Origin of the sequence: Amycolatopsis sp. NPDC023774, from assembly GCF_040639695.1 — a bacterium.
Taxonomy (GTDB): Bacteria; Actinomycetota; Actinomycetes; order Mycobacteriales; family Pseudonocardiaceae; genus Amycolatopsis.
Genome location: NZ_JBFAAJ010000004.1, coordinates 246268 through 272659, shown reverse-complemented (window position 1 = coordinate 272659; position 26392 = coordinate 246268). Strand labels below are relative to the sequence as shown.

The 26392-nt window shown below is 70.7% G+C and carries 29 protein-coding genes; 21 read left to right on the top strand and 8 right to left on the bottom strand.

All coding sequences use genetic code 11. The features are described 5' to 3' along the window. Positions 1 to 292 precede the first annotated feature (292 nt). Together xrtP and AB0F91_RS13540 are read left to right on the top strand one after the other, a co-directional pair. Complete coding sequence (xrtP, locus tag AB0F91_RS13545; protein ID WP_360597480.1) at positions 293 to 835, top strand: exosortase P; 543 nt, start codon at positions 293 to 295, stop codon at positions 833 to 835. A 53-nt stretch (positions 836 to 888) separates the two neighbouring features. Next, positions 889 to 2217 (top strand): glycosyltransferase, encoded by a 1329-nt coding sequence (locus tag AB0F91_RS13540; protein ID WP_360597828.1) that lies wholly within the window; start codon positions 889 to 891, stop codon positions 2215 to 2217. Positions 2218 to 2266: 49 nt separating this feature from the next. Here the strand turns inward: AB0F91_RS13540 and AB0F91_RS13535 are convergent, their stop codons facing one another. From AB0F91_RS13535 to AB0F91_RS13525, 3 genes are all read right to left on the bottom strand, one after another. After that, the gene (locus AB0F91_RS13535) at positions 2267 to 4186 is read right to left on the bottom strand and encodes an N-acetylmuramoyl-L-alanine amidase (protein WP_360597478.1); all 1920 of its coding nucleotides are present in this window, start codon (positions 4184 to 4186) and stop codon (positions 2267 to 2269) included. A gap of 580 nt (positions 4187 to 4766) precedes the next feature. Next, a complete protein-coding gene (locus AB0F91_RS13530; RefSeq protein ID WP_360597477.1) occupies positions 4767 to 4976 on the bottom strand; it encodes a hypothetical protein in 210 nt (69 codons plus the stop codon). Beyond that, a complete protein-coding gene (locus tag AB0F91_RS13525; protein WP_360597476.1) occupies positions 4973 to 5338 on the bottom strand; it encodes a metalloregulator ArsR/SmtB family transcription factor in 366 nt (121 codons plus the stop codon). Before AB0F91_RS13525 ends, AB0F91_RS13530 begins: the two co-directional genes overlap by 4 nt. Before the next feature lie 85 nt (positions 5339 to 5423). Here AB0F91_RS13525 and arsM point away from each other — a divergent pair, with 85 nt between their 5' ends. From arsM to AB0F91_RS13490, 7 genes are all read left to right on the top strand, one after another. After that, positions 5424 to 6155, top strand: a complete 732-nt coding sequence (arsM, locus tag AB0F91_RS13520; protein WP_360597475.1) for an arsenite methyltransferase — start codon at positions 5424 to 5426, stop codon at positions 6153 to 6155. Between the two features lie 28 nt (positions 6156 to 6183). After that, positions 6184 to 6762: a cadmium resistance transporter gene (locus AB0F91_RS13515; protein ID WP_360597474.1), complete on the top strand. Its 579-nt coding sequence runs from the start codon at positions 6184 to 6186 to the stop codon at positions 6760 to 6762. 215 nt (positions 6763 to 6977) lie between these two features. After that, positions 6978 to 7271: a co-chaperone GroES gene (gene groES, locus AB0F91_RS13510; protein WP_009072407.1), complete on the top strand. Its 294-nt coding sequence runs from the start codon at positions 6978 to 6980 to the stop codon at positions 7269 to 7271. 97 nt (positions 7272 to 7368) lie between these two features. Then, complete coding sequence (gene groL, locus AB0F91_RS13505; RefSeq protein ID WP_360597472.1) at positions 7369 to 8985, top strand: chaperonin GroEL; 1617 nt, start codon at positions 7369 to 7371, stop codon at positions 8983 to 8985. Between the two features lie 272 nt (positions 8986 to 9257). Continuing rightward, entirely contained in the window at positions 9258 to 9605 is a 348-nt protein-coding gene (locus AB0F91_RS13500) for a hypothetical protein (protein ID WP_360597471.1), read from the top strand. Positions 9606 to 9650: 45 nt separating this feature from the next. Further along, the gene (locus AB0F91_RS13495) at positions 9651 to 9917 is read left to right on the top strand and encodes a PadR family transcriptional regulator (protein WP_360597469.1); all 267 of its coding nucleotides are present in this window, start codon (positions 9651 to 9653) and stop codon (positions 9915 to 9917) included. A 35-nt stretch (positions 9918 to 9952) separates the two neighbouring features. Next, on the top strand, positions 9953 to 10156 hold the full coding sequence (locus AB0F91_RS13490; RefSeq protein ID WP_360597468.1) for a hypothetical protein: 204 nt from the start codon (positions 9953 to 9955) through the stop codon (positions 10154 to 10156). 10 nt (positions 10157 to 10166) lie between these two features. On the opposite strand, the gene AB0F91_RS13485 is transcribed toward AB0F91_RS13490, so the two are convergent. Continuing rightward, the gene (locus tag AB0F91_RS13485; RefSeq protein WP_360597467.1) at positions 10167 to 10907 is read right to left on the bottom strand and encodes an SDR family NAD(P)-dependent oxidoreductase; all 741 of its coding nucleotides are present in this window, start codon (positions 10905 to 10907) and stop codon (positions 10167 to 10169) included. 92 nt (positions 10908 to 10999) lie between these two features. On the opposite strand from AB0F91_RS13485, the gene AB0F91_RS13480 reads away from it, so the two are divergent. Then, the gene (locus tag AB0F91_RS13480) at positions 11000 to 11659 is read left to right on the top strand and encodes a TetR/AcrR family transcriptional regulator (RefSeq protein ID WP_360597465.1); all 660 of its coding nucleotides are present in this window, start codon (positions 11000 to 11002) and stop codon (positions 11657 to 11659) included. Positions 11660 to 11665: 6 nt separating this feature from the next. On the opposite strand, the gene AB0F91_RS13475 is transcribed toward AB0F91_RS13480, so the two are convergent. After that, the gene (locus AB0F91_RS13475) at positions 11666 to 11986 is read right to left on the bottom strand and encodes a WhiB family transcriptional regulator (protein ID WP_220246148.1); all 321 of its coding nucleotides are present in this window, start codon (positions 11984 to 11986) and stop codon (positions 11666 to 11668) included. A 190-nt stretch (positions 11987 to 12176) separates the two neighbouring features. Here AB0F91_RS13475 and AB0F91_RS13470 point away from each other — a divergent pair, with 190 nt between their 5' ends. From AB0F91_RS13470 to AB0F91_RS13450, 5 genes are all read left to right on the top strand, one after another. After that, on the top strand, positions 12177 to 13118 hold the full coding sequence (locus AB0F91_RS13470) for a MerR family transcriptional regulator (protein ID WP_360597463.1): 942 nt from the start codon (positions 12177 to 12179) through the stop codon (positions 13116 to 13118). Between the two features lie 9 nt (positions 13119 to 13127). Then, positions 13128 to 13988, top strand: coding sequence for a hypothetical protein (locus tag AB0F91_RS13465; RefSeq protein WP_360597461.1), 861 nt, complete (start codon positions 13128 to 13130; stop codon positions 13986 to 13988). A 131-nt stretch (positions 13989 to 14119) separates the two neighbouring features. Beyond that, positions 14120 to 14716 carry a response regulator transcription factor gene (locus tag AB0F91_RS13460; protein WP_020662719.1) on the top strand — a complete coding sequence of 199 codons (597 nt, stop codon included), beginning with the start codon at positions 14120 to 14122 and terminating at the stop codon, positions 14714 to 14716. Between the two features lie 424 nt (positions 14717 to 15140). Further along, a complete protein-coding gene (gene shbA, locus AB0F91_RS13455) occupies positions 15141 to 15713 on the top strand; it encodes an RNA polymerase sigma factor ShbA (RefSeq protein ID WP_360597826.1) in 573 nt (190 codons plus the stop codon). Between the two features lie 54 nt (positions 15714 to 15767). Beyond that, positions 15768 to 16688, top strand: a complete 921-nt coding sequence (locus AB0F91_RS13450) for an anti-sigma-D factor RsdA (protein ID WP_360597824.1) — start codon at positions 15768 to 15770, stop codon at positions 16686 to 16688. Between the two features lie 372 nt (positions 16689 to 17060). Here AB0F91_RS13450 and AB0F91_RS13445 read toward each other — a convergent pair whose 3' ends face one another. Then, on the bottom strand, positions 17061 to 17456 hold the full coding sequence (locus tag AB0F91_RS13445) for a DUF5319 domain-containing protein (protein ID WP_220247349.1): 396 nt from the start codon (positions 17454 to 17456) through the stop codon (positions 17061 to 17063). Positions 17457 to 17585: 129 nt separating this feature from the next. Between AB0F91_RS13445 and guaB the strand changes: the two genes are divergently transcribed. Both guaB and AB0F91_RS13435 read left to right on the top strand, forming a co-directional pair. Next, a complete protein-coding gene (gene guaB, locus AB0F91_RS13440) occupies positions 17586 to 19097 on the top strand; it encodes an IMP dehydrogenase (protein WP_360597460.1) in 1512 nt (503 codons plus the stop codon). A 225-nt stretch (positions 19098 to 19322) separates the two neighbouring features. Beyond that, the gene (locus AB0F91_RS13435) at positions 19323 to 19796 is read left to right on the top strand and encodes a hypothetical protein (RefSeq protein WP_360597458.1); all 474 of its coding nucleotides are present in this window, start codon (positions 19323 to 19325) and stop codon (positions 19794 to 19796) included. Here AB0F91_RS13435 and AB0F91_RS13430 read toward each other — a convergent pair. Beyond that, positions 19699 to 20976, bottom strand: coding sequence for an MFS transporter (locus AB0F91_RS13430; RefSeq protein WP_360597457.1), 1278 nt, complete (start codon positions 20974 to 20976; stop codon positions 19699 to 19701). The genes AB0F91_RS13435 and AB0F91_RS13430 overlap by 98 nt on opposite strands. Positions 20977 to 21156: 180 nt before the next feature. Here AB0F91_RS13430 and AB0F91_RS13425 point away from each other — a divergent pair, with 180 nt between their 5' ends. After that, positions 21157 to 22296: a GuaB3 family IMP dehydrogenase-related protein gene (locus AB0F91_RS13425; RefSeq protein ID WP_360597455.1), complete on the top strand. Its 1140-nt coding sequence runs from the start codon at positions 21157 to 21159 to the stop codon at positions 22294 to 22296. A gap of 46 nt (positions 22297 to 22342) precedes the next feature. Here the strand turns inward: AB0F91_RS13425 and AB0F91_RS13420 are convergent, their stop codons facing one another. Further along, the gene (locus AB0F91_RS13420; RefSeq protein WP_360597822.1) at positions 22343 to 22930 is read right to left on the bottom strand and encodes a GNAT family N-acetyltransferase; all 588 of its coding nucleotides are present in this window, start codon (positions 22928 to 22930) and stop codon (positions 22343 to 22345) included. A 171-nt stretch (positions 22931 to 23101) separates the two neighbouring features. Here AB0F91_RS13420 and AB0F91_RS13415 point away from each other — a divergent pair, with 171 nt between their 5' ends. The 3 genes from AB0F91_RS13415 to AB0F91_RS13405 all read left to right on the top strand — a co-directional run bounded on the left by AB0F91_RS13415 (position 23102) and on the right by AB0F91_RS13405 (position 26336). Then, a complete protein-coding gene (locus tag AB0F91_RS13415) occupies positions 23102 to 24808 on the top strand; it encodes a GMC family oxidoreductase (protein WP_360597454.1) in 1707 nt (568 codons plus the stop codon). A gap of 32 nt (positions 24809 to 24840) precedes the next feature. Then, complete coding sequence (locus AB0F91_RS13410) at positions 24841 to 25533, top strand: maleylpyruvate isomerase family mycothiol-dependent enzyme (RefSeq protein ID WP_360597452.1); 693 nt, start codon at positions 24841 to 24843, stop codon at positions 25531 to 25533. Between the two features lie 236 nt (positions 25534 to 25769). Further along, positions 25770 to 26336 carry a hypothetical protein gene (locus AB0F91_RS13405; RefSeq protein ID WP_360597449.1) on the top strand — a complete coding sequence of 189 codons (567 nt, stop codon included), beginning with the start codon at positions 25770 to 25772 and terminating at the stop codon, positions 26334 to 26336. The last annotated feature ends 56 nt before the right edge of the window (positions 26337 to 26392 follow it).

The following is a 26392-nucleotide window of genomic DNA, read 5'->3' as shown; positions in this document are numbered from 1 at the left end:
CAAGAGTCGGCACGCTGATCGAATATCGGTGGCGTTGCCGGAAATGGCACACAATTCCGGGCAGACCACCGTATCGGGTGGTTTATTCGGACCGGTTCCCACGTCGGTGCAGGCATCACCCCAATGGCCTAGCAAGGTTCTCGCCATTCGTGCCGAAAGGCGCTGGGAGATCCCTGAGAAGGGGGATACCCGTCGAAAGTTCCGGCACCTGTGTCCTACGCTGGCGCCGGGGTCCGCCGTTCTTCCAAGGTTTCCGGCTGAGAGGGTCGTCGTGGCAGTAGCGAACACACCTGTGTCCCCCGTCTCCCGGTTTCCGCTGCGTATGGCGGTGCTCGGGGTGGTCGCGGTCGGCGTGGTCCTCGTGCTCGTGGAGCGGTCCTACCGCGAGTTGGAAGTGCAACTCGCGGGGGCCATACTTCGGATCATCACCTCATCGGGTGTTTATGTGGCCGGTAGTCGTGAATCCGTGTACTTCGGGTTGACCGGCGCTACTCCGTTCGGGTTGAGAATGACCCCGGAATGCTCTTCTGTATTCCTCTTGCTGCCACTTCTGCTCGTGACCGCGGTACTCCTCTACTTCCGTCCGCAGAATGCGCGCCGACTGTTTCTCTCGCTGGCAATTGCCGCGATCGTCGTCATTCTCGTGAACCAGTTGCGCATTCTCACCATCGTCGGTCTGGTCCACGCCCTGGGTACCGACGAGGGCTACTACTGGGGCCACACCCTGCTCGGCTCGATGGTCAGCGTGCTCGGCGGCGCGGTGTCGCTCGTGCTGTTCGTCTGGCTCGCGACGCGCAAGACGAAGGCGGAGAAGAACCAGGGCGCGGCCGCGTGAACGACACCGGGTTCAAGGTACTGCTCTCCATCACCCAGGCGTTCGCGCTGACGATGAGCGTCGCGTTCACCGTCTACGTCGCGATGATCGTGGTGCCCTACCTGCGTCGCAAACCCGCCCCGGTGGGCGACCCCGACGCGTTCGCCTGGCACTTCTTCGTGCCGTGCCGCGACGAGGAAGCCGTGATCCGCGAGACCGTGCGCTACCTGCGCGCCACCTTCCGCCGCGCGCACGTGTGGGTCGTCGACGACGACTCCGACGACCGCACCGCCCGTGTCGTCCGCTCGGTGTGGCGGCGCAACGGCGGCTACGACCCCAACCTGCACCTGGTGGCGCGCAAGCGGCCCGAGGCCCGCACCGGCAAGGGCGACGCGCTCAACGCCGCCTACCAGGCCCTCAACGAATGGCTCGAACCCGGCACCGACCGCGACCACGTGGTCGTGGTGGTCGTCGACGCCGACGGCCGCCCCGCCGCCAACTGCCTCGAGGTCTGCGCGGCCGAGCACCTCTTCGGCGACGAGAAGCTCGGTGCCGTGCAGCTCGACGTGCGCATGAGCAACGTCCGCACCCGTCCGCCGGGGCGCACCTGGTTCGCGCGCGCATTCGGCCTCAAGCTGGCGCAGCTGCAGGACCTGGAGTTCCGCACGGCGATCGCGGCGATCCAGACCTCCCGCGGCTTCACCGGCACGATCTCCATGGGCGGCAACGGCCAGTTCACGCGCCTGGCCGCCCTCGACTCCATCGGCGGCGACGAGCACCAGCCCTGGCGCGGCTCCCTGCTGGAGGACTTCGAGCTCGGCGTCCACCTGCTCACGGCCGGTTGGCGCACCGGCTTCACCCCGGATTCCCACGTGGCGCAGGAAGGCCTGTACAGCCTGCGGCGCTTCCTCGTGCAGCGCACGCGCTGGGGCCAGGGCACGATGCAGTGCTCGCGGTACCTGCGCCGGATCTGGGACTCGCCGCACGTGTCCACTTTGGGCGCCGCGGAGATGATGTACTACCTGGCGCAGCCGTGGATGCAGCTGCTCGGCTCGCTCCTGTACCCGGTGCCGTTCATCCTCCTGCTGGCCACCACAGCCGGCGACCCGGCGCAGGTCTGGACCTGGTTCACCGGCGGCGCCTGGATCCTCTTCGCCATCTACGGCTCGTTCGGCCTGCTGCCGTTCGTGGTGTGGGGCCCGATCTACCAGATGAAATGCCTGGGCAGCAAGAACATCTTCCGCGGCCTCGGGATGGGCCTGCTGTACGCGGCCTACATTTACACCTTCTACATCACGTCCTGGCGCGCTGTGACCCGTCTCGTGCGCGGCCGCAACGGCTGGTCCAAGACGCGGCGCAACACCGAGGTCACCAACGGCGTGAAGGTGGCGCTGGACAGCTGAGGAAACGAAGAAGGGCCCCTCCGCGGGGGGCCCTTCTCGTTTCTCTGACTCAGAAAGCCGGCTTCAGCACCACGTCGTCGAGGTTCACGTACTCGACGCGGTGTCCGAACTGGACTTCCACGTACTTCATCTTGCCGCGCACCACCACGTGGTCCGACACGTCGAACGTGGTCGCCGAGTAGTACTCCGACGGAACGACGCCGCCGACGGAGTACGTCTGGCCCGCCGCGAACGTGTAAGGCATGGGGGCCGGCGCTTGCGGCGCGATCCCGGCCGGGTACGCCGATGCCTCCGGGAACGCCCGCCCGTACACGGGAATCGTCGCCTTGCCGGGCTTCGGCGTGGCCACGAGACCGCTCGCCGGGACCACGGTGTTGCTGGGCAGCCAGCCTTTCTGGCCCAGGTACCAGATCGCGGTCCAGCCGCCTTGGCGTCCGGCCACGGCGTACTGCTGGCCGGTGGCCACGCGGCTGCCGACGTCGGAGACGTCCATAGTGGACGGCCCGGTGCCGTGCAGCCCGGCGTCGGACAGCAAGGGAGACGCGGCGTCCGGCGCGGTGTGCAGCACCACGGCCTCCGAGCCGCGCGCGGCGCACGGCGTGCCGGAGCCGATCTTGTCGCAGCCGGTGAACACGGGCTGGTTGGCGGCGAACTTCGGCGCGATCGTCACCATCGACGAGCCGGCCCGGCCGGTGGCCTTGATCGGCGCGCCCAGCAGGTCGAAGTAGTGCGACCAGTCCCAGTAGGGGCCCGGGTCCCAGTGCATGCCGGGGATCGTGGCGGGCGTGGTGCCCGGCACGTTGTCGTGGCCGATGATGTGCGCGCGGTCGAGCGGCACGCCGTAGCGCTTCGCCAGGTACCCGACGAGCTTGGCCGACGACCGGTACATCGCCTCGGTGTACCAGGTGCCCTGCGCGGCGAAGCCCTCGTGCTCGACGCCGATGGACTTCGTGTTGACGTACCAGTTGCCTGCGTGCCAGCCGACGTCCTTCGTGGGCACGTGCTGGGCGATCAGGCCGTCCTGCGAGCGCACGGTGTAGTGCCACGCGAGGTAGGTCGGGTCCTGCGCCAGCGTGAGCGCGTCGTCCCAGTAGCCCTCGGTGTCGTGGATGACGATCGTGTCGATCTTCTGGCTCTGCGGCCGGTTCGCGATGTCGTGGTTGCCGTAGTCGCCGTCCGGCAGCTCCTGGTACGGCGCGGGCACGGACTCGCAGGCCACGGACTGGGGGCATTCGGTGGCGGGCGGGGCGTCGTTGCGCAGGCCCAGCCGCCCGGCCTGCGCCTTGTCGGGCGTGACGCCGGGGGTTGCGGCGAGCGTGACGGCCTGGCCGTCGTCGGTCGTGCGCGTCTCGCCGGTGGCGATGGTGCGGTAGACCTCGTCGGCGAAGGTCTGGGCCGCCGTGACGTCCTCGGAGCCGCTGTACGCGGCGACGGCGCCGTACCAGTCCTTCGCGTCTTCGCTGCGTACACCGAGCTTGCGCTGGTACTGGGCAAGCAGGGCCGCGCCGCCGCGGATGTTCTGCTTCGGGTCGGTGCGCAGCGTCGCCGCGTCCGTGTGGAGCAGGGCCGCGGCTTGGTCCACGGTCTGCAGGCCGGGCGGGATCGACGCGGGCTGCCGCGCCGGCTTCGGGTGCAGCGCCGGCCGGGCGTCGTCGCCGCGCGGGTCTTCGCCGTTCTGGTCGAACTCGCTGGTCACGACGCCGGCCGTGCGCAGGTCGGTGAGGTGCATCGGCCCGTAACCGGCGGCGGTGCTGGGCGTGCCGGCGTTGTAGTCCCAGCGGGACTCCAGGTACGACACGCCGAGCAACACGTCGAGCGGGACGCCGAACTCGCTTGCCGCGCTCGCGAAGTCCTGTTGGCGCTGTTGGTTTGCTGGTTGGGCTTGGGCGGGTGCCGACGTCGCCAACGCGACCGCCAGCAGCCCCGCCCCGCCCGCGACGGCCAGCCGCCGCGCAACAGAGTGGACCATTGGTGGGAACCCCCAGGTGTCGGTGCTTTTCCGGCGAAACTTAACCAGAAACCCGCGCGCCTCGTAAGCCTCCGCGACGGCGCTTTCGCCCAGCGGTCGTCAGCGGCCACGAGCACGAGGGAGCCGTCGAACACCGGATGGCCGGTGAGGGCTCGGCGTTTGGCCGCCCAGGTCCCGTCGGCGAGATCCCGAGTGAGCTTCCGGGCGAAGCGCTCCTCGGCCGCCTCGCCGACAAAGCTCCAAGCCGAACACGCTTGCCGCGCCGCCGGCTCCAGCAACATCTCCGGCCGCGCGTACTAAGCCGCCTCGTTGAACCCGTCGACGCAGTCCCGCGGCACGGGCACGGGCACGACCTCTGTGTCGCCAAGGCACTTCGCGATCTCACTGATCGTCGGGGTACCTCCGCGCCTCCGTGTCGAGCACTTTCGGGGCGTACTCGTACAACCAGAAGTCCCGCACCCGGTCGGGATCGCACGTCAGGATCGCGACGGGACCCTTCGTGACGCGCCGGACCTCGCCCAGCCCCTTCGCGAGGGCAACGCGAAACCCCAGCGACGGGTGAGGCAGGCCGCCAGCGAGATCAGCGGATGAAATGCGCGCCGGACACCGACCTGAACAACGTGATCAGCGTGCCGAGCCCGAAAACGGTGGCCGGCGAGTTCGCCACCAGCTGCGCGCCGACATCGTGCGACGGCGCGGCGGGCTGGGCGCCGGAGCCGGCGACCACGGCTACCAGGGACGCCGTTCCCACGGCCTCGGCCGCGGCCCGGCGGACGAGCGACGTCGTCACGCCGGTGCTGATCGCGGCGCGCGCAACACAGCCGCGAGGCGCTCCATCGCGGACGGAAGAGCCCAGTAGTAGACCCACGTGCCCCGTCGTTCGCAGTCGATCAAACCGGCCTGGCGCAACAGTTTCAGGTGGTGCGAGATCGTCGGCTGCGCGAGGTCGAACGCCGGCGTCAGCTCGCACACGCACATCTCGCCGCCCTCGCGGGAGGCGATCATCGACAGCAGCCGCAGCCGCACCGGGTCGCCCAGCGCTTTGAACACGCGGGCCAGCTCGGTGGCCTCGGCGTCGGCCAGTGGTGCGGAGGTCAGCCCCGCGCAGCACGCGTCGGGCTGGTCGAGCACCGGCAGCTCTTGCATCGACATGCTTCTATATTGACATCTGCCGATCCAGGGCACAAGGTTGTATCCACAAACGTCGATATAGGCTGATCCAGCGAGGAGAAGCGCGATGACTGACTTGCGTGAAACCGTGCGACAGCGCTACGCCGCGGCGGCCCGCGAAGTCACCTCGGGCGGCACCGCCTGCTGTGGCCCGGCACCGGTCGAGGTGGACTTCGGCTCCGGCCTCTACGCCGCCGACGAGCGCGCCGAGCTGCCCGCTGAGGCTGTCGCTGCCTCCCTGGGCTGCGGCAACCCGACCGCTGTGGCCGATCTTCGGCCCGGCGACCACGTCCTCGACCTCGGCTCCGGCGGCGGCATCGACGTCCTGCTGTCGGCCCGCCGCGTCGGCCCCACCGGGAAGGCCTACGGGCTGGACATGACCGCCGAGATGCTGGCGCTGGCCACCGCCAACGCCGAGAAGGCCGGTGCCACGAACGTCGAGTTCCTGCGCGGCGCGATCGAAGCCATTCCGCTGCCCGCCGGCTCCGTCGACGTCGTCATCTCCAACTGCGTGATCAACCTGTCCACCGACAAACCCGCCGTCTTCGCGGAAACCTTCCGCGTCCTCAAGCCCGGTGGGCGGATCGGGGTGTCCGACGTCGTCGCCGACGACACCCTCACCCCGGCCCAGCGCGCCGAACGCGGTGACTACGTCGGCTGCATCGCAGGCGCCCTGTCCTTCGCCGAATACCGCTGCGGCCTCGAGGTGGCCGGCTTCACCGACATCGAGCTCACCCCGACCCGCACCGTCGCCGACGGCATGCACTCGGCGATCGTCCGCGCCACCAAACCCGCCTGATCGAGCGAGTCCTGGCACTGTCGCAAGGGTGAGCCCGAAGGTCGTCGGCCAGGCCGTGGGCGTGTTCGCCGTGACCAACGTCGACGACATCCTCGTGCTGGCCCTGTTCTTCGCCCGCGGCGCGGGCCTATCCGGCGCGACCGGGGCCGTCGTAATCGGCCAGTACCTCGGATTCCTGGCGACCCTCGCCGTCGCCGTGGCGGCCGCGTTCGGGGTGACGTTCCTGCCGGCCGGCTTCATTCCGTACCTCGGCCTGCTGCCGATCGCGCTGGGACTCCGCGCCGCCGTCGAGGCCTGGCGCCACCGCGGCGACGACGGGGATATCACTCGCCCCGGCGGCCCGCGGACCCTCGAAGTCGCCGCCGTCACGCTCGCCAACGGCGGCGACAACATCGGCGTCTACGTCCCCGTCTTCGCCACCGCCGGCCCGGGCGGCACGAGCGTCTACGCCGTCGTGTTCCTCGTGCTGGTCGCCGCCTGGCTCGCCGCCGGCCGCCACCTCGCCACGCGCCCCGCCGTCGCGCGGGCGCTCGCGCGCTCGGGCGACGTCGTCCTGCCCGTCGTGCTGATCGGCATCGGCCTGCTCATCCTCATCGACGGCGCCTAGCCACGGGTGGCGGAACAGTGCGAAACAAAATCCCCGGTCAGCGCGCCTCCCCGAGGATTCCCCCACTTCAGATGGACCCTCCTTGCAATGCTGGCACTCCCGTGGCTAGAGTGCTAATCGAACGGCCCGAACACGCCCGGCACCCGCGACGGCGGGGGTGGTCGAAGCCGTAAGTCATCCTGCCGACGCTTTCGACGACCGTGGAGGTCAACCCGGTGAGCGTGAACATCAAGCCGCTCGAGGACAAGATCGTTGTCCAGACGAGCGAGGCCGAGGAGACGACCGCTTCCGGCCTCGTCATCCCCGACACCGCCAAGGAAAAGCCCCAGGAGGGCAAGGTTCTGGCCGTGGGCCCGGGCCGGATCGACGACAAGGGCAACCGCGTGCCGCTCGACGTGGCCGTGGGCGACGTCGTGATCTACTCCAAGTACGGCGGCACCGAGGTCAAGTACAACGGCGAGGACTACCTCATCCTCTCCGCCCGCGACGTGCTGGCCGTCATCAACTGACGTCCGCTCGCAGCGCATGACGCCCCGGGCCCCGCACAAGCCGGGGGACGGGGCGTTCTTGCGTTCAAAATCCCCTGAAAGGTAAGCGGAACACGCTATGCCCAAGCAGATCAGTTTCGACGAGGACGCTCGTCGCGCGCTCGAGCGCGGGGTGAACAAGCTCGCCGACGCCGTCAAGGTGACCCTCGGCCCGCGTGGTCGCCACGTCGTTCTCGACAAGAAGTTCGGCGGCCCGACCATCACCCTCGACGGCGTGACCGTCGCCCGTGAGATCGAGCTCGACGACCCGTTCGAGAACCTCGGCGCGCAGCTGGCCAAGAACGTGGCCACGAAGACCAACGACGTCGCCGGTGACGGCACGACCACCGCCACGGTGCTGGCCCAGTCGCTGGTCAAGCACGGCCTCCGCAACGTCGCCGCCGGTGCCAACCCGACCTCGGTCGGCAAGGGCATCGAGGCCGCGGCCGAGAAGGTCGTCGAGATCCTCAAGTCCAAGGCCACCCCGGTCAAGGGCCGCGAGAACATCGCGCAGGTCGGCACCGTCACCTCCCGCGACGCCACGATCGGCCAGCTGCTCGGCGAGGCCGTCGAGCGCGTGGGCGAGGACGGCGTGATCACCATCGAGGAGTCGTCGACCCTGGCGACCGAGCTCGTGATCACCGAGGGCGTGCAGTTCGACAAGGGCTTCCTGTCGGCGCACTTCGCCACCAACCCCGAGGACCAGAAGGCGATCCTCGAGGACGCCTACATCCTGCTGTCCCGCGAGAAGATCTCGGCGCTGGCCGACCTGCTCCCGGTGCTGGAGAAGGTCGTCGAGGCCAAGAAGCCGCTGCTCATCATCGCCGAGGACGTCGACGGCGAGGCGCTGTCCACCCTCGTGGTGAACTCGCTGCGCAAGACGATCACCGCCGTCGCGGTCAAGGCGCCGTTCTTCGGCGACCGCCGCAAGGCGTTCCTGGACGACCTCGCGTTCGTCACCGGCGGCGAGGTCGTCTCCGCCGAGATCGGCGTGAAGCTGTCGGAGATCGACCTCAGCTCGCTGGGTCGCGCGCGCCGGATCGTCGTCACCAAGGACGACACCACGATCGTCGACGGCGCGGGCTCCAAGGACGCCATCGCCGGCCGCATCGCGCAGATCCGCAAGGAGATCGAGACCACCGACTCCGACTGGGACCGCGAAAAGCTGCAGGAGCGGCTCGCGAAGCTCGGCGGCGGCGTGGCCGTGATCAAGGTCGGCGCGGCCACCGAAACCGAGCTCAACGAGCGCAAGCACCGCATCGAGGATGCCGTGGCGTCCACGAAGGCGGCCGTCGAGGAGGGCATCCTCCCCGGTGGTGGCTCGGCGCTGGTCCACGCGGTCAAGGAGCTCGAGGGCGACCTCGGCCTGACTGGTGACGAGGCCACGGGCGTCCGCATCGTGCGCGACGCGCTCACCGCCCCGCTGTTCTGGATCGCCAGCAACGCGGGCCACGAGGGCGCGGTCATCGTGAACAAGGTTCAGGAGCAGAGCTGGGGCCAGGGCTTCAACGCCGCCACCGGCGAGCTCACCGACCTGATCGCGGCGGGCATCGTCGACCCGGTCAAGGTGACCCGCTCTGCGGTCGCCAACGCCGCGTCGATCGCCCGGCTCGTGCTCACCACGGAGAGCTCCGTGGTCGAGAAGCCGGTCGACGAGGAACCCGACGCCGGCCACGGCCACGGTCACTCGCACTAGTTCCACCCAGCACGCCGAACCGGGGCGGTACTCCCTTCCGAGGGGGTACCGCCCCGCTTCTCTTGGCCCCGGGGAGCGTCTGTGAACCTGGCCACCTCGCTCGACCTCGACGGCGATCGCGCGACCTACGAGGTCCGCACGAATGTCACGCTCTACCAGGATCGCTTGGTGCACCGGGGTTTCGCCCCCGCGAGTACCGACCGGTTCGTCCGCCGGCTGTCCGCCACCGGCGACGTCCGGGGCACGCCAACTTCGCGCGCCACCTCGAGGACATGCTGCTGCAAAACGCCCGCCGCTCGGTGCCGTGGGAGGACGCGCTGGAGATCGTCCTGAACCGCGTCGAAGGCAGCGACCTGAGCTGGTTCCGCTACGGCTCCGGTGCCCTGGTCGTGCGCGGGATCGACGCCGGCCCCGGCGGCGACCTCGACTTCTCTGTCCGCCGACCGCGCGGGCGGCGTTCGCGGGGGTGCGTGGTCGAGTGGATCGCCGGCGTCCACGACACGGGCGACTCCACGAGCAACGCCCCACCGCCCGCCTCGACCACGTGCGCTGGCGCGGGCACAACGTGCCAGTCGCGCCGCTCGATCTGCAGCTCGCCGTCTGCCGTCGCCGCGGCCTGACCGATCGCGTGACGAAGATCTTGGCCGCCGGGTTTCCAGGTGCCGATGACTTCGGGAACGCGAGAGCTTTCCGCCAGGGCCTACGTGGTGCTCGGCATGGTCGCCCAGCTCGGCGTGAGCACGCCGTATGCGGTGAAGCAGGCGTTGCGCCGCTCGATCGGGCGATACTGGCCCAGCTCGCACGCGCAGCTGTACGCGATTTCCGGTCAGCTGCAGGAACCAGGCCTGCTCCACGGCAACCAGGAGACCTCTGGCCGCCGCAAGACTTACTGCGTCACCCAATCCGGCCATCGGGGTTGCGGCGGCGGCTGAGCCGCCCCGACGCCGAACCGACCGAGATCCGCACCGTGGCCTGGCTCAAGCTCGCGTTCAGCGACCTCACCGACCCCGAGAGCCTCTCGCAGCTCGCGGTCGGACAGGTCGAGCAGCACCGCAGCCGCATCGCGGGCCACGGCACCGCCGCCGCGTCCGACCACGCCACGCAGCCGGCCCTCGAGCTGGACCGCGCCGCGCTTCGGTTCTGGACCGGTCTGGCGGCGCGGCCCCGGTGACGCCGGCCGGTTACGCCGTGAAGCCGCCGTCGACCGTGATCGCCGTGCCGGTCAGGTAGCGGCCGTCCGGGCCGGCCACGTGGGCCACGGTCGCGGCGACGTCGGCCGCGTCCGCGTAGTGGCCGAGCGCGATGTGCGGCACCTGGGCCGCGGAGGCGGGACCGTCGACCGGGTTCATGTCGGTGTTCGTCGAGCCCGGGTGGACCACGGTGGCGGTGATGCCCCGCGGCCCGAGGTCGCGAGCCAGGCCGCGCGTGAAGCCGGTCAGCGCCGCTTTGCTCGCCGAGTACAGGCTCATGCCCGGGAACGGCACGCGCTCGGCCAGGTCGCTGCCGATCGACACGACGCGGCCGCCGCGGGGGAGGTGCTTCAGCGCCGCCTGTGTGGCCACCAACACGGCGCGCACGTTCACCGCGAGCGTGTGGTCGATGTCGGCGAGCGAGAGCTCGTCGATCGGCGCCGCGACGGAGATGCCGGCGTTGTTGACCAGGATGTCGAGCCCGCCGAGCTCCTCGGCGACGCGGTCGACAGCCGCCGTCACCGCGGCGGCGTCCGCGGAGTCGGCCTGCAGGGCGAGGCCGCGCCGGCCCAGTTCCTCGACCCCGGCGACCACCTTGGCCGCCTTGTCCGCGGAGCGTTCGTATGTGATTGCGACGTCGGCGCCGTCCTCGGCCAGCCGCTTCGCGATCGCCGCGCCGATGCCCCGGCTACCGCCGGTGACCAGTGCGACCTTGCCGTCAAGCGAACCCATGAGTCACCCTTTCTGTATCGATGACTACATAAAAGACGACGTACCATGGGGCCGTCAAGGTTTTCTGTATCGCTCGCTAAAGAAGGTGGTCCATGTCACCGCGAGGCCGGCCCCGCGCGTTCGACCGTGAACACGCCCTCACCCAGGCGATGTTCGTGTTCTGGGAGCGCGGCTACGAGGGCACGTCGCTGGCCGACCTGACCGGTGCCATGGGCATCAACCCGCCGAGTCTGTACGCGGCCTTCGGCGGCAAGGAGGCGCTGTTCTGCGAAGCGGTCGAGCGCTACGGCGAGACGTACGGCAGCTACACGCCCCGCGCGCTGCGCGAAGAGCCGACGGCACGCGCGGCCATCGAAGCGATGCTTCGCGACAACGCCCACACGTACGTGGACCCCGAGCACCCGACAGGCTGCATGGTCGTGCTCGCCGCCACGAACTGCTCGCCCGCGAACCGGGACGTGTGCGATCACCTCAAGGCGCAACGGGAAGAGGTACGCGAGCTGATCCGCGCCCGCCTGCACCGCGGGGTCGAGGAGGGTGAGCTCGCCCGAACCGTCGACGTCGAGGCGCTCGGCGCGTACTACGCCACCATCTTGTTCGGCCTGTCGATGCAGGCTCGCGACGGTGTCGGCCTGCCCGGGCTCACCGCGATCATCGACGCGGCGATGTCGTGCTGGCCTGGCGCCAAGGCAACCGAAAACGCGACAGGGGCGGCGTCCGAAATGGACACCGCCCCTGTCGCGAGTTCGTGAGCGCGCTCAGCCGCCGGACATGCTCAGTGCTCGTTTGTCCTGCTTGATCAGGTTCTCCCGTTCGGACTCCGACAGTCCGCCCCAGATCCCGTAGGGCTCGTGCACGGCCAGTGCGTGCCGCCGGCACATGTCCAGTACCGGGCAGGCCAGGCAGACCGCCTTGGCCCTGGCCTCACGGCGTGCCCTGGCCGGCCCCCGCTCGCCGTCCGGGTGAAAGAACGCCGCGCTGTCCATTCCCCGACACGACCCCTCCAGCTGCCAGTCCCACATATCTGCGTTGGGACCGGGGAGCCTGCGCGTGTCTGCCATCCTGACCGCCTCCGTCATCCGGTCGATGCCATTAGCTGCTCTGCTGTGGTGCCGATACTCCATTCGGTGCAACGGCGGTAACGTTAGAAGCGCGCCAATAGTTGTTCAAGGGCTTCGGGATGATTCAGCCGTTAGGCATCCCCCGGAATGGTGAGCAGGGGTTTTGGCTCCGGTTGCCGTGACTCTCGCGGACCTGGATATTGGCCGGGTGGGATCCGGAGCGCGTGAAGGAGAACCCACCCTGCCGGTGGCCTCGGTCGCTCGCCGGCTCGGGGTCGCCCCGTCGACCCTCCGTACCTGGGACCGCCGCTACGGCCTCGGCCCCAGCCGCCACACCGACGGCAGGCACCGCCGCTACGGCAGCTCCGACATCGACCGCCTCGAGCTCATGCAGCGCGCCCTGCTCCGCGGCGCGTCGACGGCCGAGGCCGCCCGCTACGCGCTGCAGCAGATGCCGCGCACGGCGATCGTCCCGCCCGCTGACGAACCCGCGACCCCGGCGCACCCCGCGCCCGCCGACGGCGAGGTCCCGTCGCGCCTGGCCCGCCGCCTGAGCACGGCCGCGCTGGCCATGGATGTCGGCGCCGTGCAGCGCATGCTCGCCGAGGCCCTCGACGAGCTCGGCGTGCTCGCCGCGTGGTCGGGTGTGGTCGAGCCGGTGCTCACGGCGCTCGGCGCGCGCTGGCGCGGGGTCAGCGCCGGTGCCGAGGTCGAGTACCTGCTGGCCCAATGCGTCTACGCGGCGCTCGTGCGCGCGACGCCCGTCCTCGACGCGCCCCTCAACCTGCGTCCGGTGCTGCTCGCCTGCGTGCCGGAGGAACGCGACACCATGCCCGTCTACGCGCTCGCGGCCGCGCTGGCCGGGCGGCGGATCGGCGCGCAGCTGTTCGGCGTGCCGCTGCCCGCGGAGGTCCTGGCGGTGGCTGTGCGACGCAGCGCGCCCGCCGCGGTGGTCCTGTGGGCGCACCGGCGCGAGGTGGCGGATCCTCGGCTGTTCGCGCGCGTGTCCCGCGGCCGCCAGCGCAGCCGCCTGTTCGCGTGCGGGCCGGGCTGGGACGCGGCCACGCTGCCGGACAAGGTCGAGCTGCTCGCCGACCTGCCCGCCGCCGCGGGCCGCGTCGAGCACGTACTTGTCGGAGCAGGGCGCTAGAAAGGTCCCGTGCTCCGAACCTCCCTCGCCGAGCTCGCGTTCGGCGATCTCGTGCCGCCGCCGGTGCCCGTCACCGCCTCGCGCTCCGCCGCTCCCCGGCAGCGGCTGCTGGCCGCCGTCGTGCTCGGCGCCCAGGGCCGCTACGCCGCCGCGGCCACGGCGCTGGCCGACCTGCGCCGGGGCGCCGACCCCGTGCTGGCCTCGCTGGCCGCGACCACCCTGGCGTCGCACCGCCGTCAGCTCGGTGGGCACGTCGCCGCGCGGGTGCTGGACGGGGAGGCGCTGGTGGCCCTGGACGGTGCCGCCGGGGCCCGGACGGACCCGGACGGTCTCGACGCGACCGGCGCGCGAGCCGACGCCCTGCTCGGCCTGGCCGCCGACAACCTCGCTCTGGGCCGCCTCGCCGCCGCCCGGCGCCTGGCCGCCCGTGCGGCGGAGGCCGACGACCGCTGGCGCGCGACCGTCCGCGGCGGATGGGTCGGCGCCGAGATCGAGCTGGCCGCCGGCCGCCCGCGTGAAGCGATCGCGCCCGCGCGGCGAGCTGCGGAAACGGCGCGAGTGCGCGGCTCCCGCCGGCACGTCGTCAAATCCGACATCGTGCTCGGAGTCGCACTCGCGACGGCCGGGGAACCGGAGCAACGCGCTACTGCACTCGACGTCGTCACAAATGCCGCCATGACCGCGGAAAAATACGAACTCTATTCACTTATTTGGGTGGCCACCCGCGTGGCGGCCGATCTGGACCCCGGACACGCCGAGAAGTATCGATTCAGAAGCCTCGAGGTGTTGCACGCAGTGTTACGGCACGCAGATCCTTGCGTGATGCGGATCGCAGAAGATTCACCATGGGTACCCGAGGGGTCGGGTTGAGCCCTCTGGAAACGCCGTTCCGGCATCCGGGCTAAGAAACTTCAAAAAAAGCCACCGGATCGTGTCAAGGTTCGGGCTAAAGCGTCCGATAGGGGAAGTGGAATGTCACCCGGCTGCAGGAAGGAAACCCCGTGACGACGGTCTTGATCTGCGACGACCGACGCAGTGTCCGCGAAGGGCTCACCCGTGTGATGTCCGCGGTCCCAGGGGTCAGTCGCATCGACTGCGTAGCGCACGGTGACGAGCTGCTGGCCCGGTACACCCGTCAGCCGGTCGACGTCGTGCTGGTCGGGACGCAGCGCGCGGTCCCGACGGGCGTCGAAGCCACTCGGCGGCTCGTCTCCGCGAACCCCCAGGCGAACGTCATCGTCTTCGGTGCCCCCGACGACGCCGGCAGCATCGCCGCCGCCATCGCCGGCGGTGCCCGCGGCTACCTGCGCTGGGACGCCTCGCGCCCCGAGCTGGTCGCCGCACTGGCCCACACGCTCGCCAGCACCTCGGTGCCGGCGCCGCGCCAGCCGTCGGACCCCGGCGTGCAGCTCACCGAACGTGAGCTGCAGGTGCTGCGCGGCATGAGCCAGGGCAAGAGCAACGGTCAGATCGGCCGTGAGCTGTACCTGTCCGAGGACACGGTGAAGACGCACGCGCGGCGGCTGTTCCGCAAGCTCGGCGTCCGCGACCGCGCCCAGGCCGTGGCCCACGGTTTCCGCCGTGGCCTCGTGTCCTGAAGCTGAAAACCCGCTAGACCACGCTCCGCGTGACAGGTTGTCCGTTCTGACGCCACGGTGACGACGGGCCAGGGTTGCCGCCCTGGCCCGTACCTGTGTCCTCGGTCTTGACCTGTGCCATCGGTGACAGATGTGTCACCTGTCACGTTCGTCGCCTTCGTCCCCACCGCTCGGGCAGGCTTAGCCATCCGGCGCCACCCTCCCGGGCAGCAAACCGTACCCCGCAGGTCAGCCGCTCGTTGGTCCTCAGATCGATGTGTGCGGTGCAGCCGCGTCCACGGACGCGGCACGCCGGTGGCCACCTCTGGCGGTTGTCGGAAAGGTCGCCGACGGTACGGTAACTGTCACCGGCGGGCGGGGGGCACGATGACCACGCGCCGGATTCTTTGCACGCCTACACGTAACACTGGGACTGTTGTCTGCGATGGCCAATGTGGGGGATGGACCGGATGAGCCGGTCGCCGCTGCCGTAGAGGGAGATCCTCAGGCGGTGGACCGGCTGCTGGCGGCCATCCGCCCCCTGGTAGTGCGGTATTGCCGTGCTCGGGTTGGCAGGCAGGAGCGTTCGTTCGCTTCGGCAGACGATGTTGCGCAGGAGGTGTGTCTCGCGGTGCTCACGGCATTGCCTTCGTACCGTGAACAGGGCCGCCCGTTCCTGGCTTTCGTCTACGGGATCGCCCAGCACAAGGTGGCCGACGCGCACCGCGCGGCCGCCCGCAACCGGGCTGAACCGGTGGCCGAGGTCCCCGACGAGGTCGAGGTCGGCGTCGGTCCGGAGCAGCGCGCGTTGCAAGGGGAGCTGAACGAGCGGATGGCGCAGCTGCTGCAGGTGCTCCCCGACAAGCAGCGCGAGATCGTCGTGCTGCGCGTCGTGGTGGGCTTGTCGGCGGAAGAGACGGCGGAGGCCGTCGGGTCGACGCCGGGTGCCGTTCGAGTGGCCCAGCACCGAGCGCTTGCCCGCCTGCGTAAGGTGCTCGCCGCCGAGGAGGTGATCTGAGTGACCGATCACGACGACGATCGTGACCTGTCGCCGTCCGCGTTCACGAGCGGCATGACGGCCTTCGACCCGGAAGCCGACGGTGACCTCACGGCCATCCAGGCCGACGACGCACTGCTCGACGCGCTCGGCGGCACGGATCCGGCCATCGCCGACGGGCTCGGCGACCAGGAGCTCAACGCGCTGCTGCTCGCCTGGCGCCGCGACATCGACAGCGAGCCGCTGGCCGAGCTGGTCGACGTCGACACCGCCGTCACCACCGTGAAGACGGCTTCGCTGGCGCGCAAACGTGCCGACCGCAATCGCCGGCGCCGCATTCTGGTGCCGGTGGCCGCCGCGTGCGCCGCGGTGGCCATCGCGTTCGCCGGCACCGGCCTCGCCGCCCGCGACGCCCAGCCCGGCGACACGCTGTGGGGCCTGACCAAGGTCCTGTACACCGACCACGCCCACTCGGTCGAAGCCGCCGCCGCGGCGAAGCTCGACCTCGAGAAGGCCAACCTCGCCCTGGCCGACAACCGTCTCGCAGACGCCCGCAAGGCCCTTGACGACGCGCAGGCCGCCCTGAACCAGGTCACCGACGACGAGAACCGCGACCAGCTGCTGGAGCAGCACCGCCAGCTCGCCGCCCAACTCGGTGCGCCCAATGTGCCTTCGACGGGCCAGAACCCGTCCAACAACCCGTCCACGCCGCCGCCGGTCAACAACCCGGCCAACACGGCGTCGCAGCAGTCGAGCGGCCAGCCGACCTCCCTGCCCGGCACCGGCTCCACCAGCCAGCCGGACACGACCAGCGTCGCCGCGCCGCCGCCTCCTCCGCCTCCGCCGCCGGACACCACCACCGTCACGCCGCCGCCGTCCACGACACCCACCGACGTCACGGGCAACGACCCCGGCAGCGGCAGTGGCAGCCCCCGCAACGAATCCTCGGAAAGCGGGAGCGTCGGCGGTCAGAACAACACGCCGGAGAACCCGTAAGGCTCAGCGTCGAAAGCGCCCTGGCTCCGGCCGGGGCGTTTTTCGTGCGCGGGTGTTGTCGGCCGGGCGCGGCGGGCCGGTTGTCCACAGGGTTGCCGAGTTGTGGACAGCTTCGTGCCTTCGCGGTCTGAACAGCGGTTTCGTCGGGGGTGGTCGATAGACTGGGCTGGGATGGCCCCCTCGGGAGGGCGGGCTCCGTCCTCGCCGCCGCGGCTGGTCAGCAGCCGCGAGCTCCCACCGAAGCGGCAAGCCCGAGCACAGCAAACCGGTCCCGGCATCCGAAGACCACCGGGGCCGTTCGGGACAAGGCGCCCAGACGAGAACGGCCCCGGTGAGCAGTCTCACCAGGGCCGTTCAACGCAGCACCGAAACTCAGTACGCGCTCTCGTTCGCCGTCACCCCGTCGGCGAAGCCGCGGCAGTAGTCCCAGCTCACGTAGTCGCCAGGGTTCGGGTCGAAGGCCGGCTCGTGGGGGCGCATGCGGCCGTCCGCGAGGAGCTGTTCGAGGCTGGCGCGCAGGAGGTGCCAGTCGTGGTAGTGGGGTTCGTCGCATTCGCCGCAGTCCACGACGATGCCGCGGACGCCGCGGGGCTCCAGGAGAGCCTGGTACACCGCCAGGTCGGAGAGGTCGGCCAGCAGCTCGGTGCGTTCGTCCGGGCTGATGGGCTCGTCCAGCTGGTCTTCGGGATCGAGGAACGCCCGGGCCGGATCGTCCGGGTCGTCCGCGAAGGGGTCGGGGGGCAACACGTCGTGCGGCACGGCCTGCACGGTACCCGCCGTGTGGCGCCCGTCCCCACCCACCCGGGTCAGGGGCGGAGCCCGGATATCATGAGGGGAAGGCTCAGCCAGCCCCTCGGCCAGATCGCTCACCCCCGCCAGGAAGGCCCTTCGCCCGCTATGACCAGCGAAAGCATCACCGCCCCCGTGCCCAGCAAGTTCGCGATGCTGGGCCTGACCTTCGACGACGTGCTGCTGCTGCCGGCCGAATCCGACGTGGTGCCCAGCGGGGTCGACACGAGTACTCGCCTCACGCGCAACATCACCCTCAACGTCCCGCTGGTCTCCGCCGCCATGGACACCGTCACCGAGGCCCGCATGGCGATCGCCATGGCACGTCAGGGCGGTATCGGTGTGTTGCAGCGCAATCTGCCGATCGACGAGCAGGCCGCCGCCGTCGAGGTGGTGAAGCGGTCCGAGGCCGGCATGGTCACCGACCCGGTCACCTGCTCGCCCGACGACACGCTGGCCGAGGTCGACGCCCTCTGTGCCCGCTTCCGCATCTCCGGCGTCCCGGTCACCGACGCGTCCGGCTCGCTCGTGGGCATCATCACCAACCGCGACATGCGGTTCGAGGTGGACTACACCCGCCTGGTCAGCGACGTCATGACGAAGGCGCCGCTGATCACCGCGCAGGTCGGCGTCACGGCCGACGCCGCGCTCGGCCTGCTGCGCCGGCACAAGATCGAGAAGCTGCCGATCGTCGACGGCGCGGGCAAGCTCCGCGGCCTGATCACGGTCAAGGACTTCGTGAAGACCGAGCAGTACCCGAACGCCACCAAGGACACCGACGGCCGCCTGATCGTCGGCGCGGCCGTGGGCGTCGGCGCCGACGGGCACAAGCGCGCGATGACGCTGGCCGAGGCCGGTGTCGACGTGCTGATGGTCGACACCGCCCACGGCCACTCCCGCGCCGTGGTCGAGACCGTGAAGCTGCTGAAGAAGGAGCTGGGCGACACCGTCGACATCGTCGGCGGCAACGTCGCCACGCGCGCGGGCGCGCAGGCGCTCGTCGACGCGGGTGTGGACGGCGTGAAGGTCGGCGTCGGCCCGGGCTCGATCTGCACCACGCGCATCGTCGCCGGTGTCGGTGTGCCGCAGATCTCCGCGATCTACGAGGCCGACCAGGCTTGCCGCCCGGCCGGCATCCCGGTGATCGGCGACGGTGGCATCCAGTACTCCGGTGACATCGCCAAGGCCATCGCGGCCGGCGCGTCCACCGTGATGCTCGGCAGCCTGCTCGCCGGCACCGCCGAGTCGCCCGGCGACCTGATCCTCGTGGGCGGCAAGCAGTTCAAGGTGTACCGCGGCATGGGCTCCCTGGGTGCGATGCAGTCGCGCGGCCAGGGCAAGTCGTACTCCAAGGACCGCTACGCGCAGGACGACGTGCTCAACGAGGACAAGCTCGTCCCGGAGGGCATCGAAGGCCGCATCCCGTTCCGCGGGCCGCTGGCCAACGTCGTGCACCAGCTCGTGGGCGGCCTGCGTGCGGGCATGGGCTACGCGGGTGCCGAGACGATCCCGCAGCTGCAGGAGGCGCAGCTCGTCCGCATCACCGCGGCCGGGCTGAAGGAGAGCCACCCGCACGACATCACCATGACCGTCGAGGCCCCGAACTACTCCGCGCGGTAAGTCCGGCAAGTCCGTCCGTTCGGATCTTCCCGACATTCCGCCCGTACCACCACGCTTCGACCAGGTCGTTGATCTTCTCGAAGGGCCGGGCGGGATGTCGGTATCACGACGGGTGGTGCCTTCCCGTGGCGCGCCGTCTCGTTCTGACCCGGCGGGCATTTGTCCCCTCCCGGCGACGGCCGTGGTGCGGCTGAGTGGTGCGGTGAAAGCGATCGTCTCGCCGAGTTGTTCGTGGTCGTCGTCGGCTTCGCCGTGCCGGCGACCGTCGCGGCGGGTCTCGTGGTGGAGTACGGAGGGCCGGCGCACGTCGAGGCCGCGCAGGTCGTGAGCTGCCGCGAAGTACGCGGCGCCGGCGACCGCCCCATCCGCTACGTGGTGCGGTTCACCACACAGATCGGCGAGGACGTCGAGGTCTCCGGCGACGACCCGGGCCTCGACGCCGGCGTCGGTGCCGCCGTGGAGCTCACCCGGGCCGACCACTCCGGTGCGGTGCGCGCGGTGCGCAGCGGCGGCGAGACGACGATCGTGCGCACCTCGTTGTTCGTCGGGCCGGTCTGGGGCGGCGTGCTCGGGGTGATCGTGCTGGCCTACGCGGTGTTCCTCATGGTGCGGGGCGGGAAGCGGGCGCTGCCGGTGTCGCTGGCGGTGGGCTTGCTTTCCGCGGTCGCGGGGGCCGTGGCGGGCGTGACGTTGTTCTGACCCGCCACAGGAGCGCGGGCGTGACCAGCATCAGCAGGCCCGCCAGGCCGATCGCCTCGCGCGTGCCGAGCCACGCGCCGAGCGCGCCCCACACCAGCGTCAGCGCGGCCCGCGTCGCGCCGCCGGTGATGCCCCACGCCGACAGCACGCGGGCGGCGCGCGAGGTTTCGGTCTCCTGCAGCCGGTAGGTGGCCGAGACGGGGTTGAAGATGCCGATCGTGAGGATCAGCCCGAACTCGACGAGCATCACGAACCCGAGCCCGGCGAGCCCGTGCGGCGTGAACGCGAGTGCCACCGGCCAGATCACGCGCAGCGTGCCCGTCGCCAGCAGCACGCGCTCGGGGCCGAAGCGCGCGGTGATCCGGCGCGACAGCCGCGAGCCGAGCAGCCCGCCGAGGCACGGCACGCCGAACGCCAGCCCGTACTGCCACGCGGCGAACCCGAGCTCCCGCAGGAGCAGCACTGCGAGCAGGGGTGAGGTCGCCATGATCAGGCCGTTGACCAGCGTGGTGTTGAGGAACAACGCGCGCAGGAGCGGGTGGCCGAGGATGTAGTGCCAGCCGTCGAGCACGTCTTTGGTCCGGACCGTCGACGGGCGCGCCGTGGGCGGCGGCTCGGGCGTGCGGATGGCGCCGATCGCGAGCGCGGAGAGCAGGTAGCTGACGCTGTCGAGCACCACTGTCGTGAGTGGTCCGAACGCGCCGATCAGCGCGCCGCCCGACGGCGGGCCGACGGCGGTGGCAGTCCACTGCGTGGTCTCGAACCGGCCGTTGGCGACGAGCAGGTCCTCGCCCGTCGCCATGCCCTTGAGGTACGCACCACTGGCCGCCGTGAACACGATGTTCGCGGCCGCCACGACCACCGACACGGCCACAAGCTGCCCGAACTTGAGCCCGCCCAGCACATAGCCGAGTGGCAGGGTCAACAGTGCGACGAAGCGCACGGTGTCCATCGCCACCAGCACCGGCCGTTTGCGCCGGAACTCCACCCACGGGCCCAGCGGCACCGCGATCAGCGCGCCCGCGGCCAGGCCCGCGGCGGCCAGCACCGAGACCTCCGTGGTGCTGCTGTGGAGCACCGTCACGGCGATGAACGGGAACGCGTCGAGCGCGAGGAACGTGCCTGCGGTGCTCGTCGCGTAGGCGAGCCACAGCCGTCGGAAGTCCTGTCCCAGCGCCACTCTTGTCCCCCTGTCGTCGTCCGACGCATCCAACAGCGGCGCAAGCGCGGGTGGCAAACAACCTCCCGGAGCGCTCGACAACGTGGGGTTGTTCGCCCTCGAACGCCCCCCGTGCGTTCGTCACCCACGCGGACTAGCGACAATGGAGGGTGTTGTCGTCGGTGCGAGAAGGGACATCACGTGCGGGATCTGGTCGAGATCGGGATGGGTCGCACCGCGCGGCGGGCGTTTGACCTCGATGACGTGGAGATCGTGCCGTCGCGGCGCACGCGGTCGTCGTCGGTGGTGTCGACGGCCTGGCAGATCGACGCCTACCGCTTCGACCTGCCGCTGGTCACGCACCCGACCGACGCCATCGTGTCGCCGGGCACGGCCGTCGCGATCGGCGAGCTGGGCGGCCTGGGCGTGCTCAACGCCGAGGGCCTGTGGGCGCGCCACGCCAACGTCGAGGACGCCATCTTCCGGCTGGTGCGCGCCGCTGAGGACACCGAGGACCCCGCGGCTGTCGTCCGCGAGCTGCAGGAGCTGCACGCCGCGCCGGTCCGGCTCGACTTGCTGAGCGAGGCGATCAAGACCGTCCGCGAGTCGGGCGTCACGGTGGCCGCCCGCGTGAGCCCGCAGCACGCCGCCGAGCTCACGCCCGACCTGCTGGCCGCCGGCGTCGAGATCCTCGTGGTGCAGGGCACGATCATCTCCGCCGAACACGTGCAGCGCGACACGGAACCGCTCAACCTCAAGGAGTTCATCGGCCGCCTCGACGTGCCCGTGATCGCCGGCGGCGTGAGCGACTACCGCACGGCCATGCACCTCATGCGCACCGGCGCGGCGGGCGTGATCGTCGGCCACGGCTACACCACGGGCGTCACCAGCACCGACCGCGTGCTCGGCATCGGCGTCCCCATGGCCACCGCGATCGTCGACGCCGCGGCCGCCCGCCGCGACTACCTCGACGAGACCGGCGGCCGCTACGTCCACGTGCTCGCAGACGGCGGCATGACCACCTCGGGCGACATCGCCAAGGCCATCGCCTGCGGCGCCGACGCCGTGATGCTCGGCGCGCCCCTGGCGACCGCCTCGGACGCCCCCGGCCAGGGCCTCTACTGGACCGCCGCCGCGGCCCACCCGTCGCTGCCGCGCTCGCGCGTCGTGGCCGGCCCGGACTCCGACTACGCGGTGGACCTGAAGACGCTGCTCTTCGGCCCTTCGTCGGACGCCGAGGGCGTGGTGAACCTCTTCGGCGCCCTGCGGCGCGCGATGGCGAAGACGGGGTACTCGGACCTGAAGGAGTTCCAGCGGGTCGGGTTGACCGTCCGCCGCTGATCGTCAGCTTGGTGAGGCCCCCGCGTCCTGGACGTGGGGGCCTTTTTCACGACGCCGTGCGGGACGCCCAGTGCCGGCCGCGCCGCGGAGTTCTCCAGTGCCGTCCGCGCTCAGGACGGAGGGGTCCGCGCATGGTCGACTGGTGTGCGGCGAACCGGGTCGCGGTGAGTCCCATCAGGACGGGGTATCGCACCTCTCCGTGCCGCAGCTCGGTGTCGCGCGGCCGGCCTTCCTCGCGGAAGCCGAGTTCTCCGTGCAGCGCAAGGGAAGCGAAGTTCGCGCCGTTCACGCTCACCACGCACTCGCGGTAGCCGCGCTGCTGGAACATGACCGTGAGCAGCACGGTGACGGCGTCGGCGGCGTACCCGCAACGGCGATGCTGCGGGCCGATCCCGATGGCGTAGCTGAAGCGGCGCGTCGCCGGGTCGGCCTGGATCCACATGGACCCGACCACTTGCCGGCTGTGCACCGCTTCGATGGCGAAGTGGAAGTCGTCGCCGGGATCGGCTGCGTGGCCGCGGTGCGCGGCCCAGTGCCGGTAGCCGCCGAGACGCAGGTCGTGGCTGCGCGCCGCGACGCGGTCGAACCCGGCGAGCACGCGGTGGTCGGCGGGGCGGATCTCGCGCAGGCGCACCTTCAAGCCGGTCTGGCCCCCGCGCCGGCCCGCCGCCGGGCTCGGACCGAATTCACCGTCACCGGCGGGCATCGTATCGGTCGGCCGGGCCGGGCAGCTGCGATCCGGTGATGTAACCAGTGAGTAACTTACCTCTGGTCAGAAGGACATACCCGAGTTACGCTCGGACCTGTGACTGCCAGTAACACCACCACAGCGCAGAGCGGGCCCGACTACGACGTCGTCGTGGTGGGGTCCGGGTTCGGAGGCAGCGTGGCGGCGCTGCGGCTCACCGAGAAGGGCTACCGCGTCGCCGTGGTGGAGGCGGGACGGCGGTTCGCGGACGACGAGTTCGCGAAGACGTCGTGGGACCTCAAGCGGTACCTGTGGGCACCGCGGCTCGGCTGCTACGGCATCCAGCGCATCCACATGCTCAACGACGTGATGGTGCTGGCCGGCGCGGGTGTCGGCGGCGGGTCGCTGGTGTACGCGAACACGTTGTACCGCCCGATGAAGTCGTTCTACGCCGATCGCCAGTGGGCGCACATCACCGACTGGGAGGCGGAGCTCGCGCCGCACTACGACCAGGCGAGCCGGATGCTCGGGGTGGTCACGAACCCGACGTTGACGCCGTCCGACGTGGTGATGCGCGACGTCGCCCAGGACATGGGCGTGGGCGAGTCGTTCCACCCGACGCCGGTGGGTGTGTACTTCGGCAAGCCCGGCGAGACCGTGCGCGACCCGTTCTTCGGGGGCGCCGGACCCGACCGCGTCGGCTGCACCGAGTGCGGCGCCTGCATGACGGGCTGCCGCGTCGGGGCGAAGAACACGCTGGTCAAGAACTACCTCTACCTCGCCGAGCAGGACGGCGCGAAGGTCATCCCGCTCACCACCGTCGCGTCGGTCGAGCCGGCGGGCGACGGTTACCGCGTGACATTGCAGAAGACCGGCACGCGTTCGAAGCGCTTCCGCACCACCGTGACAGCGGGCCAGGTCGTGTTCGCCGCCGGCACGTGGGGCACGCAGAACCTGTTGCACCGCATGAAAGACACGGGCGCGCTGCCTAGCCTGTCACGGCGGCTGGGTGAGCTGACGCGCACGAACTCCGAAGCGATCATCGGCGCCGCGCGCACCGCGGTGGACTCCACGCGCGACTTCAGCCGCGGTGTCGCGATCACGTCGTCGATCCACCCGGACGAGAACACCCACATCGAGCCCGTGCGCTACGGCAAGGGCAGCAACGTGATGAGCCTGCTGCAGACCGTCGCCACCGACGGCGCTTCGCCGGTGCCGCGCTGGCGCCAGGCGCTGACGTTCCTGGTCAAGCACCCACTGCAGTCCGCGAAGCTGCTCAACGGCTACCGCTGGAGCGAACGGACCGTGATCCTGCTGGTGATGCAGAGCCTCGACAACTCCATCACCACGTACACGCGGCCGGGGCTCTTCGGGCGGCGCAAGTACACGTCGAAGCAGGGCCACGGCGAGCCCAACCCGAGCTTCATCCCGGCCGGGCACGAGGCCAACGTCCGCACGGCCGAGCGCATCGGTGGCATGCCCGGCGGCACGTGGGGCGAGATCTTCGACATCCCGCTCACGGCCCACTTCATCGGCGGCGTGCCGATCGGCGACAGCGCGGAGTCCGGCGTGATCGACCCGTACCACCGCGTTTACGGCTATCCGGGGCTGTCCGTTGTGGACGGTTCGGCGATCACGGCCAACCTCGGCGTGAACCCGTCGCTGACGATCACGGCGCAGGCTGAGCGGGCGTTCTCGTTCTGGCCCAACAAGGGCGAGGCGGACCGGCGCCCAGGGCAGGACGCGCCGTACGCGCGGCTCGAGGCGGTGGCGCCGAAGAACCCCGCGGTTCCCTCCGACGCCCCTGCCGCGCTGCGCCGATAGCTCCTCCGGCCGATAGCTCCTACGATCGCCGGGTGACGACAACGGCGTTGACCCGCGTGCGGGAACTGCAGGACGAGTGGGCCCTGGTCATCGGCTCCCTCGACGAGACCGCGGTGCGCGCGCCGAGCGCGCTGCCCGGCTGGACACGCGCGCACCTGCTCACGCACCTCGCCCGTAACGCCGACGCCGTCGGCAACCTCCTGACCTGGGCGGCCACCGGCGTCGAGCACCCCATGTACGGCCCCGGCACCGCCCGCGACGACGACATCGCCGCCGGCGCTTCCCGCGGTGCCGCCGAGATCCTCGCCGACGTGGTCGCGTCGGGGGAGCGGCTCGTCGACCTGGCAGCCTCGCTGCCGGACCACGCGTGGACCGCGCCCGTCCGCGGCCGCGGCGGCCAGCCCATCACCGGCGCCGACGCCCTGACGCTGCGCCTCGCCGAAACCACCATCCACCTCGTCGACCTCGACGCCGGCCACGACTTCACCAGCGCGTGCTCGTTGCTGGGCGACCACATCGACGACGTCGTGGCCAACATGATCCGCATGTACCTCGGCGAGCTGCCCCCGATCCGCCTCACCGACGGCACCCACACGTGGACCATGGCTTCCGGCGCGGAGGGCCTGGTCTCCGGTTCCCCCGCAGACGTCCTCGCGTGGCTCTCGGGCCGCGGCCCCGGCGAAGCGCTGGAGGGCCCCGTGCCGGAGTTCAACTCCCTGGTGTGAGGCGATTTTCCCGTTGTGCTCGGCTTTGCCGGGTACTGGGGAGGAGCCGGCTTGGTGCGCTGGCAAACCCGGGCTCGGGACCCGGGCGGGCGAGCTCTGCATCGGCCCCGATCTGCGCGACGCCGCCGCTCGGGGCCACACCTCCTTCGAACCGGCTCGCCAGAGCGTCGCCGCCTGGCCCGTCGCCGGGCGGTTCCTGCGCGACTACCCGATCTACTCGTGGAAAGGCCCAGCTCATGCGGTGGTTTTCGGTGGTGGCGGTGCTGGTCGTCGCTGGTGCTTCGGGCTGTTCGACGGCCCAGCCGGCGGCTCCCGTCTCTTCGCCGGCCTCGTCGTCGCCGGTTCTCTCACCAGCGGAAACGCAGGCCTACCACTGGGTCGGTGAGTTCTGCGGCGGTCCGTCTGCAGCGCTGCTGGCCCTCCAGAACAATGGCTACGGCGCCGTCCCCTACGCGGCCATGGCCGACGCCACCACCGCGGAGCGCCAGAAGGCCCAGTGGGACGCAGAACAGAACCTCGCGACGCTGGTCGAAGTCGTGAAAACCAACGCGGCCCACGTCGCCGGTGCCTCGCCGAGCGCCACCCGCGACCGCCTCACCACGGTGTACGTCCAACTGCAGGCCGACCTCACCCGGATCCAGCAGCGCGTCACCGCCCTGTCGCCCGCGGCCGCCGCGACCTTCGGCCCCCAGCTCCAGACCGACGCCGGCCAGGTCCACACCTCCTTCGAAGCGGCGCGACGGGTCCTCGCCGCCGAGCCGGGCACGGCGCGGTTCCTTCGCGACTTCCGCGTCTGCTCGTAGGGAGGCCCGAGTCATGCGGTGGTTTTCAGTGGTGGCCGTCCTGGTCTCGGCAGCGG

What these genes read in the sequence shown, in the direction of transcription:
- groL (WP_360597472.1), top strand. Translation starts at nt 7,369, where the DNA reads ATGCCCAAGCAGATCAGTTTCGACGAGGACGCTCGTCGCGCGCTCGAG.
- AB0F91_RS13450 (WP_360597824.1), top strand. Translation starts at nt 15,768, where the DNA reads ATGACGGCCTTCGACCCGGAAGCCGACGGTGACCTCACGGCCATCCAG.
- AB0F91_RS13525 (WP_360597476.1), bottom strand. Translation starts at nt 5,338, where the DNA reads ATGTCGATGCAAGAGCTGCCGGTGCTCGACCAGCCCGACGCGTGCTGC.
- AB0F91_RS13485 (WP_360597467.1), bottom strand. Translation starts at nt 10,907, where the DNA reads ATGGGTTCGCTTGACGGCAAGGTCGCACTGGTCACCGGCGGTAGCCGG.
- AB0F91_RS13405 (WP_360597449.1), top strand. Translation starts at nt 25,770, where the DNA reads ATGCGGTGGTTTTCGGTGGTGGCGGTGCTGGTCGTCGCTGGTGCTTCG.
- AB0F91_RS13540 (WP_360597828.1), top strand. Translation starts at nt 889, where the DNA reads ATGAGCGTCGCGTTCACCGTCTACGTCGCGATGATCGTGGTGCCCTAC.
- guaB (WP_360597460.1), top strand. Translation starts at nt 17,586, where the DNA reads ATGACCAGCGAAAGCATCACCGCCCCCGTGCCCAGCAAGTTCGCGATG.
- AB0F91_RS13500 (WP_360597471.1), top strand. Translation starts at nt 9,258, where the DNA reads ATGCTGCTGCAAAACGCCCGCCGCTCGGTGCCGTGGGAGGACGCGCTG.
- AB0F91_RS13475 (WP_220246148.1), bottom strand. Translation starts at nt 11,986, where the DNA reads ATGACGGAGGCGGTCAGGATGGCAGACACGCGCAGGCTCCCCGGTCCC.
- arsM (WP_360597475.1), top strand. Translation starts at nt 5,424, where the DNA reads ATGACTGACTTGCGTGAAACCGTGCGACAGCGCTACGCCGCGGCGGCC.
- AB0F91_RS13480 (WP_360597465.1), top strand. Translation starts at nt 11,000, where the DNA reads ATGTCACCGCGAGGCCGGCCCCGCGCGTTCGACCGTGAACACGCCCTC.
- shbA (WP_360597826.1), top strand. Translation starts at nt 15,141, where the DNA reads ATGGCCAATGTGGGGGATGGACCGGATGAGCCGGTCGCCGCTGCCGTA.
- AB0F91_RS13495 (WP_360597469.1), top strand. Translation starts at nt 9,651, where the DNA reads ATGACTTCGGGAACGCGAGAGCTTTCCGCCAGGGCCTACGTGGTGCTC.
- AB0F91_RS13535 (WP_360597478.1), bottom strand. Translation starts at nt 4,186, where the DNA reads ATGGTCCACTCTGTTGCGCGGCGGCTGGCCGTCGCGGGCGGGGCGGGG.